The organism is Nevskia sp. (assembly GCF_023266035.1).
Taxonomy (GTDB): domain Bacteria; phylum Pseudomonadota; class Gammaproteobacteria; order Nevskiales; family Nevskiaceae; genus Nevskia.
In genome coordinates this window covers 24,408-41,462 of record NZ_JAHFRY010000022.1, presented here as the reverse complement: position 1 = coordinate 41,462, position 17,055 = coordinate 24,408, and the positions used below count along the sequence as shown (strand labels likewise).

Sequence of the window (17,055 nt, the reverse complement as noted above, 5' to 3'; positions counted from 1 at the left end):
TTTTGGATTGCGGTATGGAAGGCCAGAACTGAACAAGAAGAAGTGCGGCAACGAATAGCCACCCACACACAAAGATGGCTGAACGCCGAAGCCACTGTAATGATGTGCTCTGTGATGCCATGCCTTTTATGCCCAACGCCAGAACTCACGCGCGGCGAAGCCGTCGCGTGGAGTGCCTTGTTGGGCCGAACTGTGCTTGCCGCCGGCAACGAGTTGCCCTTGTGATTTCATTCTGTTGGAAGCCGCCGCAGCAACGGAAATACCAGCAAGCCAAGCAAACCAGTAACTATTACGAAATAAATGCCTTTGTTTGCGCCATATGCCTGCCACCACTCCCGTTCATGCGGGCCCGCAAAGGCCTTAGCCAGAAGGAAGAAGCCTGCCGCATTTAACAGCATGCCGACCGCGCCGCAGACGGACATGAGAACCAAAGCCCTGCATAGCTTTGCAATGGCAGTTTTCATTTTCTTTTAGGCCCAACGCCTAAATTAAGCCGACGTCGCGGCTTTTCGCGGCGGTCGGCTTGAATGCCTGGTTGGGCGACGATGGCTGACGGCCGGTAACCATGTGCAGGCTCCTTGCTCGGCTGGATACGGATGACATTGCTAAACCGCTGAGGCGGCTGCCAGCGCGATGTGCGATGCCGGCGACTTGCCGCTACGTTCAATCTGCAACGACCCTCAACTGCACCACAGGCCAACAGCCACTACGCCAGAACCTGCGCCAACCTTACAAACGGCCTGGCTAAACGGTGAGCGCTCAGCCGCCATTTGCACAAACCCACTAAAACCAAACGCTTTCCAGTGTTGCCCAACGCCCCAGCTCAGGCGCGGATTTGCCGTAGCGAAGCGAAGGCAAATACGTCGCCTGGAGCGCCTGGTTGGGCGCGCTCACGCGAGCACCTCTATTTTGCCGTGTGCCTCGAACTCGGGGACGCTCTCCGTTGCAGTGACGTCGGCTACGCCGGAGCAAAAAATGCACGCATAGCTCGCTTTAGGCAGTTGATATGACTTACGGAACTCTTGGAAAGACACGCCCGACTCGACAGGGTGATGCGTGTACGTTGCCTCCGACACTCGATACGGAAGCCCGACTCGGTTCTGGACCAGTTGCAAAGATTCACCTTGCAGCGACATAACGATGGCAATGTTCTTGTTGTCGGTGCGCGTCAAAGACACCAAGCCATTGGTAGTCATATCGGTGTCTGCGCTGGAGGTGAAGACCGGGAAGCGCTCCCCGCACCCGCGACAGTGGACTTGTGTGACATAGCCTATTGCCTCTGGCTTCATAGCGCCCAACGCCGTAGCTCAGCCGCGGATTTGCCGCAGCGAAGCGAAGGCAAATACGTCGGCTGAAGCGCATGGTTGGGCATCAGTGCGCCCGACTTGAAAGGTATTCATCGAAGTGGGCTCGCAGTTCGCTAAGCGGCGCCGCCTTAGAGAAATACTTGGACGTACGCGGCTGGAATTCTATGAAGCCGACCTGCATTTCTACGGCGTATTCACCAAGTGCTTCATCGAGGTATAGATAACCGATCTGGCCGAAGGTCGTCTTTTCTTTCTCGTTGTAGCCATCGAAGAACAGAACGATACCTGCCTTGTCTCCGTCCTTCGCTAGAAGGTAGTGGACATCTTTAGCTGGGATACTCTTGCCGCCAAACTCCACGTCATTAATTGGCACCCTGCGCGGCCGAAACTTGACCCAGACCCAATGCTTTAGCTTTGGCGCTTTCGCATACAGTGCCTCAACAGATGGGAAGGCCGATTTAATTCCACCCGCACTGATTACAAATTCCCGCTGACCGCTAGGAAGGACGGGGCCGAACTCAAATGTGAGGTCACGGTTAACGTGGCCCATCTCGTGGCTTAGTTCGTCGAAGATGGCCTCTTGATTTGTCTCGAAGGAAAAAAGCCGTCCATCGTTCTTCGTGAACCACTGCCAGAACGTGTCCTCTGACGCTGCCCTAGCACTGTTGTTGAATAGTGTGAATGCCATAAGGAAGGCTGTGAGTGCGCGATACCGTTTCATGATGCCCAACGCTTAGCTTAAGCCGCGTGCTTTAGCACGTCGGCTTGAAGCTATTGTTGGGCGCCGGCTTAGCTTCACGAACTAGCCTCCAGTGAAGTGCAAAGAACCCAGCCGCGCTGCGACGACCCCGTGCGGACGAAACACGCCCAATAGTCTTTGCCGTATGTGTCCCACAGCACAGCAACCTCCTCGCCTTGCTTCAATTGCGCGCCTGCGTTCAAGTTGCCTTTGGCTGGATATGCTGCCTCTGATTCTAATCCGTGCAGGGTAGACGCCTCCTTTGTTGTCGCGTGCCACAAGGCGCCCCACTTTGCATACGACAGGAAGCATAGAACCAGTGCCAACACTATGCAGATGACGGAAAGAAACACAGATTTCATGCTTTAGTAGGCGCCCAACGCCTGAATTAAGCCGACACGCGAAGCGGGTTCGGCTTGAATGAATTGTTAGGCGGCAGACCCTTAATGGACAAGGTCTCCCTCCTGCGGGGTGGCAGGATAGGTGTGTATGACCACAACAACACCGTCCAGAAGTGCTTGCTCAAAGTAGGCCACACCCTCTGGCGTTGCCTCCGCAAGGTCAGCACGAGTTAGCAGATACGTCTCGTCTATAGCCTGCAGCTGCCAACCAACCTCCATGACCTCGCGCGTGGCAAGCGCCACCGCAGCCTGCTCGGCCAACTCGGTGGTGTAAACGTTGATGGTTGCCCCGCCGTACTCGGCGAAAGCCCGCGTACCTGGCTGTGGCAATGCGTCCACCATGACGAGCCGAACTGTTTCCATGCCGCCTAACGCCTGGGCTCAGGCGCGGCGAAGCCGTCGCCTGGAGCCCCTTGTTGGACCGAACTGCAGCTGACATTCGCGCTCATAGGCCGCCCGTATAGAGAAACAGATACGGCAGAGTAGCGAACAATGAGAGCACTTGAACCAGCCGAGCAGGCCCTCTGAAGCGACCAAACCAGAAGCAGATTGCAGTGATAGCGCCGGAGGCTGCGACGACCAAAGGAAAGACAATGTAGAAGCGGAGTTGCCCTGTGTTGGGATAGCCCTCCGCGTGCTGCGCAACGACACCCTCTATGACGTGGTATCCCATAACGGCGAGCAGCGACCAGATGGTCATGCAGACGAGCGCCACTGTGGAGATTCTTTTCATTAGGTCCAACGCACCAGCTAAGCCGCAGGCCCGCCGGAGCGAAGCGGAGGCGGGGCTGTCGGCTTGAGCGCCTGGTTGGGCGCGTACAACCACCAGAAAGCGCCGCCAGCGATAGCACCAAACGGCACAAACCAGAAGATACCTTGCGCCATTGAGGACAGACCGCCGCCCGAATTGGACCACCACTCAAACAGTGGGTAAACAAGGGCACCCGACAATGCCCCGCCGAGTACCGATGACAGTGCTGAAACGCGCCAATAGCGACGAGCGAACAAGAACATAGGAACGCCAAAAGCGAACATGCCGATGTAACCAAGCGGAACTGCAAATAACAGTACGACAGGATTGAGCATGATGATGGCCCAAACGACCCCTGGTACCAGTGGTGCTAGGAAGAAAGCCTTGTAACTTCGCTGCGTCATGCTGTTACCTTTAGCGCCCAACGCCTAGGCTAAGCCGACGCCGCTGCTTTTCGCGGCGGTCGGCTTGAGCCATTGGTTAGGGCTCGGACCGCCCCAGGCCCCAGCAACCAGACGTACGTGACTGAAACCACCACGCATGCTCCAAGCTTTGGATGCAAATGGCCACTTGAGACTTGGAGCCATGCGGCGAAAGCGCCTACTGCTGAGGCACTAACGAGCAAAAGCAATAAGGCCCAAATGTTAAGTCGGACCAAGGTAATGGCAAACAAGATCGCTACTAATGCCAACGGAATCATGATGCCGCGGTGATGAGCTCGATAGTCAGTGAAGGCAAATACGTAAAGCCAGCGTGCACCAAGGCACGCAATGACGAATGCCGCCAACCGAATTGCGCACTTCTGAAGTAAGGTCCACATGGAGAGCCCTAACGCCTAAGTTAAGCCGCCGGCCATGGCTTCTTATGGCCGGTCGGCTTGAACGCCTGGTTGGGCACCAGCACGCAGGAGCCTCAACCAGTGCCAGCCGACAAATGCAGACGCGGCTGATGCCAACAAAAGAATGCTGAGGCGTTGCCAATAATGCCAACCAACCTGAGCGGAAATGAACGGAACCAAAGCGAGATAGAACAAGCCACCGAAAAATAGGAGCTGCGCTGTAACCTCTAAAGCCGGCTTTACGCTCAGCGCTAGAAGCGTAGCAAGTAAAACACATGACCCGGAAACAACGATACCGACCAGAGCCTCAGAATGTACAGCGCCCGACATCCATTGGCCGGGGACGACGGCAACTCCGACAATTAGACCGATAAGGCCGAGAAGCTTAAAACCGTCTGCGAATTCAGAGCGTGTGAATTTCATGGTGCCCAACGCCTGAATTAAGCCGCGCCGCGAAGCGGCGTCGGCTTGAATGAATTGTTAGGCCTCATTCTCGCCGAATTGGTAGTACAGAATACTAGACCAGTTGCCAAGACCGAGCGGGTAAAAATTGTCCAATGGGTCCGTGCTTCGGCGACTAAACGGTGTTATCAGCAGCTCTCTTGCAGCATCCGGGTCCGGGACTGGAATGCTGGCGATGTCCAATGACAGCTTGCGAATCGCTTTCAAGAGCTCGTTGTTCTGTGCTGCCAGATTCTTTCCGCGTAGATCGAAGATCTCTCCGCACTCAAGGACAAAGTATCTTCGGCAATTCTCAGGGCGCAAGAAGAACTCAGTGGTTTGCGAAACGAGCGGTGCTGCAGTTCTGGGCAGCAATGCTAAGTATGCAGTCAAGCTTTTAAGACCTGCTCGAGCTTCACCAGCTAGGGCAATATTTTCTTCAGAGTTCCAGATGGATGACCTGACTGGGATAGGATCGCCACTCATCAGCAGCTGGAAAGTAAGCGGGATGTCGAGGCTCCACTCTCCGATGCCCTGCAACTGACGCTGCTGCTCCCACTCACGCGAGCCCGGCAAATGATCTGTGGCGTAGAGATAGCATCGGTCAGCCATATAGTCTCCAATGAGGCCTAACGCCAGGTTAACGCGCGGGCCGGCTTTATGGCCCGTCGCGTTGAACCACTAGTTGGACCCGACCTTTGATTCCGGTTATTGACCATAGACACCCGCGCTCTCTTCGATGTGCAAAGCCAGATGTTGCGTAGCACACCAAGCAGCAAGCTGCTCTTGAACTGATGCCCAGTGTGGTTTGACCCATGAAGGCGCTAACTCCAACCATTTTGAACTGGTGGGGAGGTAGACAGCCGGATCGCCCATTGGCATTTCGAGCGTGAAGGTGCCCGATGCAGTTGTACAGACAAGCTCCTCTTTCCATCGGGGCTGGAACGTAATATTTATTGCGCTCGCTTTCATCGCTTTTCTTAGGTCCAACGCCAAGCATCAGCCGTGGATTTGCCGTAGCGAAGCGACGGCAAAGACATCGGCTGGATGCACCTGTTGGGCCGCAGCGCCACCTCAGGCGGGGAAGAATTCACTTGCGACTCCTTCTATGTCTCCGCACGAAGATATGACTTCGCCGTCTTCGCCCCGAATTTCGTATGTCTCTTGAATGCCTCCGATCTGAGCGCAGCCATCGAGCCCGAGGAGCAGCGTATAGAACGTGTCCACGAGCACACCATCAATAACCGCGCCAAGCCTCTCGCGCTGTTCTTCACTGAGATTCATGGCTCGAATGCGATCAGCCACGCGCAATGTGCTACCGGGCTCCATGAACGAAGCCAGCAGATTATCTTTTTCCTTCCGCCACCTAGAGACGAACTCATGAGCGTTCATAGAATTTCTGCCTTCCTGCGGCCCAACGCACCAGCTAAGCCGCAGGCCCGCCGGAGCGAAGCGGAGGCGGGGCTGTCGGCTTGAGCGCCTGGTTGGGCGCGTACAACCACCAGAAAGCGCCGCCAGCAATAGCACCAAACGGCACAAACCAGAAGATACCTTGCGCCATTGAGGACAGACCGCCGCCCGAATTGGACCACCACTCAAACAGTGGGTAAACAAGGGCACCCGACAATGCCCCGCCGAGTACCGATGACAGTGCTGAAACGCGCCAATAGCGACGAGCGAACAAGAACATAGGAACGCCAAAAGCGAACATGCCGATGTAACCAAGCGGAACTGCAAATAACAGTACGACAGGATTGAGCATGATGATGGCCCAAACGACCCCTGGTACCAGTGGTGCTAGGAAGAAAGCCTTGTAACTTCGCTGCGTCATGCTGTTACCTTTAGCGCCCAACGCCTAGGCTAAGCCGACGCCGCTGCTTTTCGCGGCGGTCGGCTTGAGCCATTGGTTAGGGCTCGGACCGCCCCAGGCCCCAGCAACCAGACGTACGTGACTGAAACCACCACGCATGCTCCAAGCTTTGGATGCAAATGGCCACTTGAGACTTGGAGCCATGCGGCGAAAGCGCCTACTGCTGAGGCACTAACGAGCAAAAGCAATAAGGCCCAAATGTTAAGTCGGACCAAGGTAATGGCAAACAAGATCGCTACTAATGCCAACGGAATCATGATGCCGCGGTGATGAGCTCGATAGTCAGTGAAGGCAAATACGTAAAGCCAGCGTGCACCAAGGCACGCAATGACGAATGCCGCCAACCGAATTGCGCACTTCTGAAGTAAGGTCCACATGGAGAGCCCTAACGCCTAAGTTAAGCCGCCGGCCATGGCTTCTTATGGCCGGTCGGCTTGAACGCCTGGTTGGGCACCAGCACGCAGGAGCCTCAACCAGTGCCAGCCGACAAATGCAGACGCGGCTGATGCCAACAAAAGAATGCTGAGGCGTTGCCAATAATGCCAACCAACCTGAGCGGAAATGAACGGAACCAAAGCGAGATAGAACAAGCCACCGAAAAATAGGAGCTGCGCTGTAACCTCTAAAGCCGGCTTTACGCTCAGCGCTAGAAGCGTAGCAAGTAAAACACATGACCCGGAAACAACGATACCGACCAGAGCCTCAGAATGTACAGCGCCCGACATCCATTGGCCGGGGACGACGGCAACTCCGACAATTAGACCGATAAGGCCGAGAAGCTTAAAACCGTCTGCGAATTCAGAGCGTGTGAATTTCATGGTGCCCAACGCCTGAATTAAGCCGCGCCGCGAAGCGGCGTCGGCTTGAATGAATTGTTAGGCCTCATTCTCGCCGAATTGGTAGTACAGAATACTAGACCAGTTGCCAAGACCGAGCGGGTAAAAATTGTCCAATGGGTCCGTGCTTCGGCGACTAAACGGTGTTATCAGCAGCTCTCTTGCAGCATCCGGGTCCGGGACTGGAATGCTGGCGATGTCCAATGACAGCTTGCGAATCGCTTTCAAGAGCTCGTTGTTCTGTGCTGCCAGATTCTTTCCGCGTAGATCGAAGATCTCTCCGCACTCAAGGACAAAGTATCTTCGGCAATTCTCAGGGCGCAAGAAGAACTCAGTGGTTTGCGAAACGAGCGGTGCTGCAGTTCTGGGCAGCAATGCTAAGTATGCAGTCAAGCTTTTAAGACCTGCTCGAGCTTCACCAGCTAGGGCAATATTTTCTTCAGAGTTCCAGATGGATGACCTGACTGGGATAGGATCGCCACTCATCAGCAGCTGGAAAGTAAGCGGGATGTCGAGGCTCCACTCTCCGATGCCCTGCAACTGACGCTGCTGCTCCCACTCACGCGAGCCCGGCAAATGATCTGTGGCGTAGAGATAGCATCGGTCAGCCATATAGTCTCCAATGAGGCCTAACGCCAGGTTAACGCGCGGGCCGGCTTTATGGCCCGTCGCGTTGAACCACTAGTTGGACCCGACCTTTGATTCCGGTTATTGACCATAGACACCCGCGCTCTCTTCGATGTGCAAAGCCAGATGTTGCGTAGCACACCAAGCAGCAAGCTGCTCTTGAACTGATGCCCAGTGTGGTTTGACCCATGAAGGCGCTAACTCCAACCATTTTGAACTGGTGGGGAGGTAGACAGCCGGATCGCCCATTGGCATTTCGAGCGTGAAGGTGCCCGATGCAGTTGTACAGACAAGCTCCTCTTTCCATCGGGGCTGGAACGTAATATTTATTGCGCTCGCTTTCATCGCTTTTCTTAGGTCCAACGCCAAGCATCAGCCGTGGATTTGCCGTAGCGAAGCGACGGCAAAGACATCGGCTGGATGCACCTGTTGGGCCGCAGCGCCACCTCAGGCGGGGAAGAATTCACTTGCGACTCCTTCTATGTCTCCGCACGAAGATATGACTTCGCCGTCTTCGCCCCGAATTTCGTATGTCTCTTGAATGCCTCCGATCTGAGCGCAGCCATCGAGCCCGAGGAGCAGCGTATAGAACGTGTCCACGAGCACACCATCAATAACCGCGCCAAGCCTCTCGCGCTGTTCTTCACTGAGATTCATGGCTCGAATGCGATCAGCCACGCGCAATGTGCTACCGGGCTCCATGAACGAAGCCAGCAGATTATCTTTTTCCTTCCGCCACCTAGAGACGAACTCATGAGCGTTCATAGAATTTCTGCCTTCCTGCGGCCCAACGCCCTAGCTCAGCCGCGGATTTGCCGCAGCGAAGCGGAGGCAAATACGTCGGCTGGAGCGCCTTGTTGGGCATGAACTCTACTTTGCGGTGACTATCTGAGAAATTATGGACGCTGCCGACAGTACTAGCGCCGCGATAGAAAGCCATAAGGTCCACCAGAATTGCCGATGTTCGGCCTCGTGCTCAGCCAAGACTGCCGACAAATAGGGGAAGTGAACACAGTGTATTTTATCGCCGACCTTCATTGAAAAAAGATGCGTCTCCGCGCCGCCACTGTCTTTGTATCGATACTTAGCGTCGAGGTGGTAGTACAACCGGCCAAAGAGCATTTCAGGTGATGTTCCGAGCTTAGCTGCTACCTCCCTCACTGGTATTGGAAGGTAGGGATCGTTTTGGCGTTTTCCTCCAGGTAGCTCCGGACCGGGGTATTGATCCTGATGCATATCGTGTATGCAACGCAGAATCTCGCGGTCAGTGACGATGGTTCTTTTCATGCCCAACGCCTAAATTAAGCCGACGCCGCGGCTTTTCGCGGCGGTCGGCTTGAATGCCTGGTTGGGCGACGATGGCGGACTGCTGGTAACCCTGTGCATGTTCCCTGCTCGGTTCACTACGGAGGAAAGTGCTGACTGGTGATGCGACTGACCACGCGATGTGCCAGGCCAGCAACTTGCCGCTACGTTCAAAGCGCAACGAACCTCAACCACGACACAGGCCAACAGCCACTACGCCAGAACCTGCGCCAACCTTACAAACAGCCTGGCTAAACGATGAGTGCTCAGCCGCCACCTGCACAAACCCACTAAAACCAAACGCTTTCCAGTGTTGCCCAACGCCTAGCTTCAGCCGCGGATTTGCCGCAGCGAAGCGAAGGCAAATACGTCGGCTGGAAGCTATTGTTGGGCATGACGCTCACGGCTCAAGATGCTTGCCAAGCTCACCGAGCTTTTTGTTGCTCTTGAGCGCGGCACGAAATAACTCTATGGGAACGCTCTGAGAGCGCTCCCATATGACGTTAACCCATAGCTCTGATGTGCTGGCGTTTTCACTGGGCGGGCTTGAAAGGTGAGAGTAGTAACAACGCGATACGGTTTCACGACTCAGGGGCCACTCCTTCGCGGCTTCCTGAGCCAGCGCCTTTAGAAGTGAGCTGCTCATGCTTCTCTTAATGCCCAACGCCCAAGCTCAGCCGACCGCGCGAGCTTTTTCGCGTGGGTCGGCTGCAGCGCCTGGTTGGGCGACGCTGAAGCTCCCTGCAGCGCGCTCCCTGCAAGCAAGACGGCACTTGCCGCGGCACTGGCCCTGAATTGGTGGGACACCTTCGCCGACATGACGACTCCGTTTTCTGTGCGGAACCTGACGACAGCCCTGAAAACCGACTGCTGAGTTGCTGCGTGAATGCCGCCGGGAACCTGTAAACAGCTCGCTACCTTGCCGATGAAATCATTGATTCAAGTTGCCGCCGAATTCACCAAGTAAGACAAACCCCCAGTGACGCCCAACGCCTAAATTAAGCCGACGCCGCGGCTTTTCGCGGCGGTCGGCTTGAATGCCTGGTTGGGCGACGATGGCGGACTGCTGGTAACCCTGTGCATGTTCCCTGCTCGGTTCACTACGGAGGAAAGTGCTGACTGGTGATGCGACTGACCACGCGATGTGCCAAGCCAGCAACTTGCCGCTACGTTCAAAGCGCAACGAACCTCAACCACGACACAAGCCGACAGCCACTACGCCAGAACCTGCGCCAACCTTACAAACAGCCTGGCTAAACGATGAGTGCTCAGCCGCCATCTGCACAAACCCACTAAACCAAACTCTTTCCATCGTGGCCCAACGCCAAATAGGGGACTTGCCCCGAATTAGGGGACTACGCGCGTAGTCCCCTAATCCAGAGCCATTGCCGTTGAAACGTTTCGCAGGCATCGCAACCCCCTGAAAGATCGACGCATCCCGAAGCGACAAAGACTGAGTTCGCTCGCAAACGGTACCGGCGACAGTCCCCTAGTAAAACCTTGAACTAAACCCTCGCATTCGATCGGCGATAAGGCAAGCAACGAATCAACCAACACCCCGACTCTGCCCGTCCCAGAACGGCTTACGCAACTCCGTCTTCAATACCTTCCCCGCCCCGGAAACCGGCAAGGCTTCCCGCACTTCCAGACTACGCGGACACTTGTAGCCCGCAATCAGCGTCTTGCAGTGCGCATACAACGCCTCCTGCGTCAGCGACACGCCCGGCTTCAGCACGACAGTGGCGTGCACCTTCTCGCCCATCTCGGTACAGGGAATGCCGATCACCGCGACGGCGGCGACGGCCGGGTGTTTGGAGATGGCATTCTCCACTTCGACGGAATAGATGTTCTCGCCGCCGGAGATGATCATGTCCTTCAGGCGATCGACGATGAACACATAACCGGCTTCGTCCATGTAGCCCATGTCGCCGGTGTGCATCCAGCCGTTCTTGAGCGCTTCGGCGCTGGCTTCCGGCTTGTTGAGATAGCCGATCATCACGTTCGGACCGCGGGCGATGATTTCGCCGACCTGGCCTCTTGGCAGTTCGCCGTCCTGTTCATCGACGATGCGCACCTGCACGTGATAGCTGGCGCGGCCGCCGGAGCGCAGGCGGTTGCCGGTGCGGGTGGCGATGGCATGTTCGGACGGCGGCAGCGCGGTCATCACGGCGCTCATTTCGGTCATGCCGTAGACCTGCATCAGGCTGGCGCCGGGGAGCGCGGCCTGGGTGCGATCGAGCAAGGCTTCGGATGCCGGTGAGGCGCCGTACATGATCCGCTTCACGCAGCTCAAATCGCGGCCCTTGGTGCCGGGGAAATCGACGACTGCCTGCAGCATCGCTGGCACCAGCAGCAAGTCACTGATCTTCTCGGCCTCCAGTACATCGAGCACGAGATCTGGGCGGAATACCGGCAGCATCACGTGGCGGCCGCCGCGGAGCAGCAGGCAGGTGATCAGCATCATGTCGGCGAGATGGAACATCGGCGCAGCATGCAGGCCGATCGCCCCTTCCGGCAGCGCGCCTTCGGCGAGCAGGTTCAGCGCCGAGCTGCAGACGTTGAGATGCGACAGCATCACGCCCTTGGGTTTCCCCGTCGTGCCGCCGGTGTAGAACACGCCGAACAGTTCGTTGCCGCCGACATCGGCATCGGTCACCGGCTCGCTGCCAGTGAGCAGCGCTTCGAAGCCGTGGCAACCGGCCGGCATGGCGCCATCCCCTGAGAAGATGACTTCCCGCAGGCCCGGCGTGCCGGTACGGATCGCGTCGATCATCGGCGCGAACTGGTCGTCGACGATCAGCGCGATGCTGTCGGAATCATTCAGCGAATAGATCACCTCCGGCGCGCTCCAGCGGAAGTTCGCCGGGTTGACCACCGCACCCAGCCAAGCCAGCGCCAGATAGCTTTCGAGGTAGCGATCCGAGTTCAGCGACAGGATGCAGACCCGCGTGCCGCGCTCGATGCCAAGGCTGCGTAGGCCGCCAGCCAGCTTGGCGACGCGATCACGCAGTTCGCGGAAGGTACGGCGGCGGTCCTTGCAGACGGTGGCGATGGCCTCCGGCTGCTGCTGCACGGCCCGATGCAGTCCCTGGGTGAATTGCATGTCGCTCCTCCTTGGAATGTCTGGTTATGGGTAAATCAGGAATGGGTTGCTGCGGCCGGCGCGAGGGCCAGCACTTCATCGAAGCTGACGCGCAGCGCACGCATCAGCCGATCGGGCTCGGCGATCGCGCGGGCATCCAGGTTCAGGCCGATGCAGCAGTGCTCGCCGTGCGAGACCAGCGCGATCATGCCGGCCACGCCGGGCAGCGGCGCGAACGGATACAGGCGGGTAACCCGTGCGCCGGCCAGATACACGGCGTCGCGGATGCCCGGCACATTGCTGATCTGCAGGTCGTTGGCCGCCATCTTCGGCCCCATCGCTTGCGCGACCAGGCCCTGCGGCAAGCGCACCAGCAGCGGCATCAACGCCAGCGGCGCGGCCAGTGCCGGCTCCTCGCGCAGCCGCGCGACCTGTTCGCCGATGTGGCGCATCCGTTCGATCGGCGTGGCGCCCGCGAGCCTGCCCGCAAGCTGGCCCGGTGCGAAATGATTGCCCCCGCCAGCCGCGTGCTCGCTGCGGACATTGATCGGCATGCCGATCGGAATCTCGTCGACCTCGACCCCCATCTCGGTGTGATAGCGCGCGAAGCCGCCGAGCAGGCCAGCGACGAAAGCATCATTGAGCGTCGCCTTGCAGGCCTTGGCGGCGGCCTTGAACGGAGTCAGCGGCAGGTCCAGCACCTCGAAACGCCACTGGTGCGAGCGATCCTTGAGCAGCGGCGACGGCGGTGCCATGTACGGCGCCAGCGCCCGCCGTGCCGAGGCCAGATAGCGGGCAGCGCGGGACAGCCGGGTCTCGCCGTCATCGGACGACGCCAGCGCGCGCGAGGCCTTGCTCAGCAGCGCACGGGCGCGGCCAGGCGCGGCATCGAGTTCGCGGCGCAGGCGGCGACGCCAGATGTCGACCGGCGATGGCTCGCCCCCCGGCGCTGCCGCGACCGTCGCTGCGCTTGCCCGACGACTACCCGGCTCCGGGCTGCGGCTGTGCATGAACGACATCAGCTGGACGATGCCGATGCCGTCGCTGAGCGCGTGGTGCAGCTTCAGGATGTAGGCAGCGCGGCCGCCTTCGAGACCTTCGATGACCTGCGCCTGCCAGGGTGGCCGCTTGCGATCGAACGGTGCCATCGCGAACGCGGCCGCGTGGTCGAGCAGCTGCCGCTCGCTGCCCGGTGCCGGCAGGCGGACGAATTCCAGATGAGAGGCCAGATCGAAGCCGGTGTCCTCGACCCACTCGGGCGTGGCCAGCGGCACGTCGACCAGACGATCGCGCAGGCGCGGCACCGCTTGCGCGCCCCAGCGATGGGCAGCGATCACCCGCTCGCGATCCGGCACGCGGTCGAGCAGTTCGATGCCGACCACCGCCGAGCGCAGGTGGGGATAGACATCCATGCGCCACATCAGCGCTTCGAAGGCATCGAGCGCGGGGGCGACGCCCCAATCGAGTCTGGACGAGGTGCTCATGCGTTTGCTCCAGGGGTGGTCTTGCGGCGCTTGCGGACGGCAGGCTGCGGTTTGGGCTTGGCCTCGCCCGGCCAGTCGGCCAGGGTATCGACGAACTGCTGGCGGACTTCGTCGACGTGCTGGTCCAGGGTTTCGCGCGTCCAGTCGGTGGTGTCGACCGCTGGCAGCACACAGATCTCGACGACTCCGGGACGCATCCAGGCCGAGTCGCGGTGCATCACGTCGCCGACATTGCGCATCACCACCGGCACGATCGGCACTTGGGCCTGCAAGGCCAGATGGAAGGCGCCTTTCTTGAACCTGCCCAGCCGCGGCGAATAGCTGCGCGTCCCTTCCGGGCAGATGCCCAGCGACAGGCCCGCTTTCAGTTTTTCGACCGCCGGGGCCAGCGCCGCTTTCGCCTTGTCGGGATCAGCGCGGTCGACCAGGGCCAGGTCCATGAAGCGCGCGAACTGGCCCCAGCCGAGCATCTGCCCCATCTCGGCCTTGACCACGCCGGTCGCATCGCGGCGCATCAGCTGCACGCCGATCACCAGATCGAGCGGGCTCTGGTGGTTGAACAGGAACACCGCCGGCCGCGTCGTCCACAGGTTTTCCTCCCCCTGGATGCGCAGCTCGATGCCGGCTGCGGCCAGCGCCAGTTCCGGCGCCACCGAAGTCACCAGATTGCGCGACTGGCCCCTGGGCAGGCCGAGCGCGTTGGCGGCAAGGCCACCGACAAAGGTTCCGGCCATCGCCGCATAGCTCGCTGTGGTGCGCAGCCGGTGTTCGAGCGTCAGCTTGCGGCGCTGCGCCAGGCAGGCGACCGGCCAGTCGGCACTCGCTGCGGTCGCCGCCAGCAAAGGCTTGGGGTTGATCGCCATCGGCAGGCCGAGTGCCGACAGGAAGGCGATGTCCTCATCGCCGTTCGCGTAGCCATAGCTCTGGTCCAGCGCCACGCCCTGCGCCTTGGCGAAGGCCTGCACCGCGCGCGCCTTGCCCGCATTCCAAAGCGGATGCCCGGCGAGCCGGCCGGTGAGCAGGGCGTCGCGGATCTCGACCGGCGTCGCCAGCACATGCTCGATGCCGAACTCGCGTGCGGCCGGCAGAATCTGCCAGCGCGTCGCCGATGACGCGACCACCACCGTGTGGCCGGCACGCCGGTGCGCCTGCACCAGCCGCCAGCTTTCCGGGAACACGGTCTGGGCAATGTCGCGGATGAAGATCTTTTCCCACAGCGCCGCGATATCGGCCTCGGCCATGCCCTTCCAGCGGCCGACGGCGTTCTCGATCAGCTCGACGAAATCGCTGTCGCCCGGGTGCGTCATCAGCCCGAAGGTCAGCAGTTCGGAAGCTTCGCGCAGGCCGATCTGCTTCCGCTTCCAGCGCTCCTTGACCAGATACAGAGCCGAAAAGCCGTCGATCAGGGTACCGTCGAAATCGAAGAAGGCGCCGATTTCAGGACCGCCGGGGCCGGCAGCGATCTGCGCCAGGCGCGCCGCTACGGAAGGGTTCATGACAGTACTCCGACAGGCAGGGAGACAGGACGCTGGCGCAGCTCGCCGAGCGCGTTGACGGCCCGCACATGGCCTTCGCATTCCTGCGCGAATGCGCTGCGGCGCAAGCTCAGCTCGGCATCGCCGGGCGCGACCAGGCCGCGGTTGGCAGCCAGCTTCAGCGCATTGGCGAACAGCTCGCGCGACAGGCATTCGGGATGGACGATGCGCCGCTGCAGCAGGTACTGGCGGCCGACCGCCATGCAGCTGTCGATGAACTCTGCGTTGCGGATGGCCACGGCCGGTGCCAGCGCGGTCAGGCGGTCGGCCACCACGAAATGGGCTTCGAGGAAGGTCGGCAGCACGGTCGGGGCGATCAGGAACGGCGCTTCGGCGATCATCGCCAGGCGCTGCTCGGCAGTCGCCAGACGCTGGCGCCATTCGGGGTCGAACAGGTCGGACTCGGTGAGCAGCTCGTCGCGGAAGCCGGCGCGGTCGCTGAAGATGAATTCGAACTTCAGCAGGTCGCGCAGCGCCAGGGTTTCCTGCTTGCCGGCCTTGACCAGATCATCGGCGCCGCTGCGCGCGGCCTTCCACATCGCCAGTTCGAGGATCGCGCGGTTGATGAACCAGTGCAGGGCACTATTACGGTAATAGGCCGCGACCGCGTGCTGGCCGGGCGCGATCCGGTACACCGGCTCGGCCCCGGCGCGGAAGCGTTCGACGACGGACGTATCGACCAGCGACGCCAGGGTATCGAGCACGCCCTCGTGATGGCGCAGCGCTTCGACTTGCGACACCGGCACGCTGCGGGCACGCAGGTAGTCGAGCAGTGGCACGGTGCGGCGATGCACTTCGTCCAGGGTCAGGGCGCGATCGCCGGAGGTCAGCAGCGCCAGGGTCGCCAGCGCCTGGGTGGTCACCGGGGTCGCGAGGTTGATCCGCTTGAACACTTCGAAGGCAGTCTTTTCGACCAGGAACTTGGCTTGCTGGGGCGCCCGTTCGCGGTCATCGCCGGTTTCGGCGATCCGTTCGGCCAGCGACATCGGCGTGCCGAAGCGCAGGTGGACGTGGCCGATCCAGGTGCCCTGCATCCGTGCGTAATCGATCAGCCAGGGCAGGCCTTCCTTCGGTTTCACGCCGCTGGATTCCTGATCCATCATCGCCCGCACTTCGTGCAGCTGGTCGTAGCAGATCGAGGTCGGCACCAGGATCACGTCCTTCGCCGCGCCGCTGCGGATGGCATGGACGAGGTAGCTCAGCAGGCCGTACTTCGGCGGTCGCAGCTTGCCGGTGCGGCTGCGCCCGCCTTCCATGTACCACTCCAGGTTTTCGCCGTTGGCGACCAGGTGCGTCAGGTACTCGCGCAGCATGGCCTTGTAGATGCTGTCGTCGCCGAACGAGCGGCGGATGAACACGCCGCCGGAGTGGCGGGCGATCGGCCCCAGCGGGAAGAAGGCCAGGTTGTCACCGCCGAGCACGCGGGTGCGGCGGGCGCCGTGTTCGCGCATGACCTTCGAGGTGACGAAGACATCGGCGTACGAGCGATGCGAAGGCAGGAACACCAGCGCGTGCTTCTGGTTCAGCTCCTTGAGCCGGGCGACGGCGGCGCTGTCGGCGTCGACGGTGAACGCCCGCGTATGCGCCGGCCCCATCGCGTGATCCCAGAGCCAGGTCCAGCCCTCGGCCTTGACGGTGACCATCTCGCGCAGCCGGGCTTCGGCGTCGTGGGCCACGGCCTCGACCGGCCGGTCGAGCTTCGCCGCCAGCGCTTCGATCTCGGCTCGGAAGCGCGGCTGGCGCGCCAGGCGTCGCGCTTCGAGCAAGGGGGCCAGCGGCGTGCTGGCTATCAGTTCGCGCAGCAGGTTCATGGACAGGCTCCGGCAACGGAGCCGATGG

General features: G+C 60.0%; 19 protein-coding genes. 1 reads left to right on the top strand and 18 read right to left on the bottom strand.

From position 1 onward, the window contains the following. On the top strand, positions 1 to 225 hold a 225-nt coding region (locus Q0D45_RS05115), incomplete at its 5' end, for a hypothetical protein (protein WP_293389366.1). A 2-nt stretch (positions 226 to 227) separates the two neighbouring features. Here Q0D45_RS05115 and Q0D45_RS05110 read toward each other — a convergent pair. The 18 genes from Q0D45_RS05110 to Q0D45_RS05025 all read right to left on the bottom strand — a co-directional run bounded on the left by Q0D45_RS05110 (position 228) and on the right by Q0D45_RS05025 (position 17,027). Then, positions 228 to 464, bottom strand: coding sequence for a hypothetical protein (locus Q0D45_RS05110; protein WP_293389364.1), 237 nt, complete (start codon positions 462 to 464; stop codon positions 228 to 230). A gap of 426 nt (positions 465 to 890) precedes the next feature. Next, entirely contained in the window at positions 891 to 1,196 is a 306-nt protein-coding gene (locus Q0D45_RS05105; protein WP_293389362.1) for a hypothetical protein, read from the bottom strand. Positions 1,197 to 1,371: 175 nt separating this feature from the next. After that, a complete protein-coding gene (locus Q0D45_RS05100; RefSeq protein WP_366946355.1) occupies positions 1,372 to 2,028 on the bottom strand; it encodes a hypothetical protein in 657 nt (218 codons plus the stop codon). 461 nt (positions 2,029 to 2,489) lie between these two features. Then, positions 2,490 to 2,810, bottom strand: a complete 321-nt coding sequence (locus tag Q0D45_RS05095; protein ID WP_293389357.1) for a hypothetical protein — start codon at positions 2,808 to 2,810, stop codon at positions 2,490 to 2,492. A gap of 82 nt (positions 2,811 to 2,892) precedes the next feature. Then, positions 2,893 to 3,180, bottom strand: a complete 288-nt coding sequence (locus Q0D45_RS05090) for a hypothetical protein (protein ID WP_293389355.1) — start codon at positions 3,178 to 3,180, stop codon at positions 2,893 to 2,895. Positions 3,181 to 3,197: 17 nt separating this feature from the next. After that, positions 3,198 to 3,602: a hypothetical protein gene (locus tag Q0D45_RS05085; protein ID WP_293389353.1), complete on the bottom strand. Its 405-nt coding sequence runs from the start codon at positions 3,600 to 3,602 to the stop codon at positions 3,198 to 3,200. 458 nt (positions 3,603 to 4,060) lie between these two features. Further along, positions 4,061 to 4,459, bottom strand: coding sequence for a hypothetical protein (locus Q0D45_RS05080; protein WP_293389350.1), 399 nt, complete (start codon positions 4,457 to 4,459; stop codon positions 4,061 to 4,063). 57 nt (positions 4,460 to 4,516) lie between these two features. After that, positions 4,517 to 5,089, bottom strand: coding sequence for a hypothetical protein (locus tag Q0D45_RS05075; RefSeq protein ID WP_293389347.1), 573 nt, complete (start codon positions 5,087 to 5,089; stop codon positions 4,517 to 4,519). 462 nt (positions 5,090 to 5,551) lie between these two features. Then, entirely contained in the window at positions 5,552 to 5,869 is a 318-nt protein-coding gene (locus tag Q0D45_RS05070) for a hypothetical protein (protein WP_293389344.1), read from the bottom strand. Between the two features lie 34 nt (positions 5,870 to 5,903). After that, a complete protein-coding gene (locus Q0D45_RS05065; protein ID WP_293389353.1) occupies positions 5,904 to 6,308 on the bottom strand; it encodes a hypothetical protein in 405 nt (134 codons plus the stop codon). A gap of 458 nt (positions 6,309 to 6,766) precedes the next feature. Beyond that, positions 6,767 to 7,165: a hypothetical protein gene (locus Q0D45_RS05060; protein WP_293389350.1), complete on the bottom strand. Its 399-nt coding sequence runs from the start codon at positions 7,163 to 7,165 to the stop codon at positions 6,767 to 6,769. 57 nt (positions 7,166 to 7,222) lie between these two features. Next, a complete protein-coding gene (locus tag Q0D45_RS05055) occupies positions 7,223 to 7,795 on the bottom strand; it encodes a hypothetical protein (RefSeq protein ID WP_293389347.1) in 573 nt (190 codons plus the stop codon). Positions 7,796 to 8,257: 462 nt separating this feature from the next. After that, the gene (locus Q0D45_RS05050; protein WP_293389344.1) at positions 8,258 to 8,575 is read right to left on the bottom strand and encodes a hypothetical protein; all 318 of its coding nucleotides are present in this window, start codon (positions 8,573 to 8,575) and stop codon (positions 8,258 to 8,260) included. Between the two features lie 105 nt (positions 8,576 to 8,680). Next, entirely contained in the window at positions 8,681 to 9,097 is a 417-nt protein-coding gene (locus tag Q0D45_RS05045; protein ID WP_293389342.1) for a hypothetical protein, read from the bottom strand. 1,564 nt (positions 9,098 to 10,661) lie between these two features. Next, on the bottom strand, positions 10,662 to 12,218 hold the full coding sequence (locus Q0D45_RS05040) for a long-chain-fatty-acid--CoA ligase (protein WP_293389338.1): 1,557 nt from the start codon (positions 12,216 to 12,218) through the stop codon (positions 10,662 to 10,664). A gap of 35 nt (positions 12,219 to 12,253) precedes the next feature. Beyond that, a complete protein-coding gene (locus Q0D45_RS05035; RefSeq protein WP_293389335.1) occupies positions 12,254 to 13,681 on the bottom strand; it encodes a wax ester/triacylglycerol synthase domain-containing protein in 1,428 nt (475 codons plus the stop codon). Continuing rightward, complete coding sequence (locus Q0D45_RS05030; RefSeq protein WP_293389332.1) at positions 13,678 to 15,177, bottom strand: HAD-IB family hydrolase; 1,500 nt, start codon at positions 15,175 to 15,177, stop codon at positions 13,678 to 13,680. Before Q0D45_RS05030 ends, Q0D45_RS05035 begins: the two co-directional genes overlap by 4 nt. Beyond that, the gene (locus tag Q0D45_RS05025; RefSeq protein ID WP_293389330.1) at positions 15,174 to 17,027 is read right to left on the bottom strand and encodes a 1-acyl-sn-glycerol-3-phosphate acyltransferase; all 1,854 of its coding nucleotides are present in this window, start codon (positions 17,025 to 17,027) and stop codon (positions 15,174 to 15,176) included. Before Q0D45_RS05025 ends, Q0D45_RS05030 begins: the two co-directional genes overlap by 4 nt. Between the last annotated feature and the right edge of the window lie 28 nt (positions 17,028 to 17,055).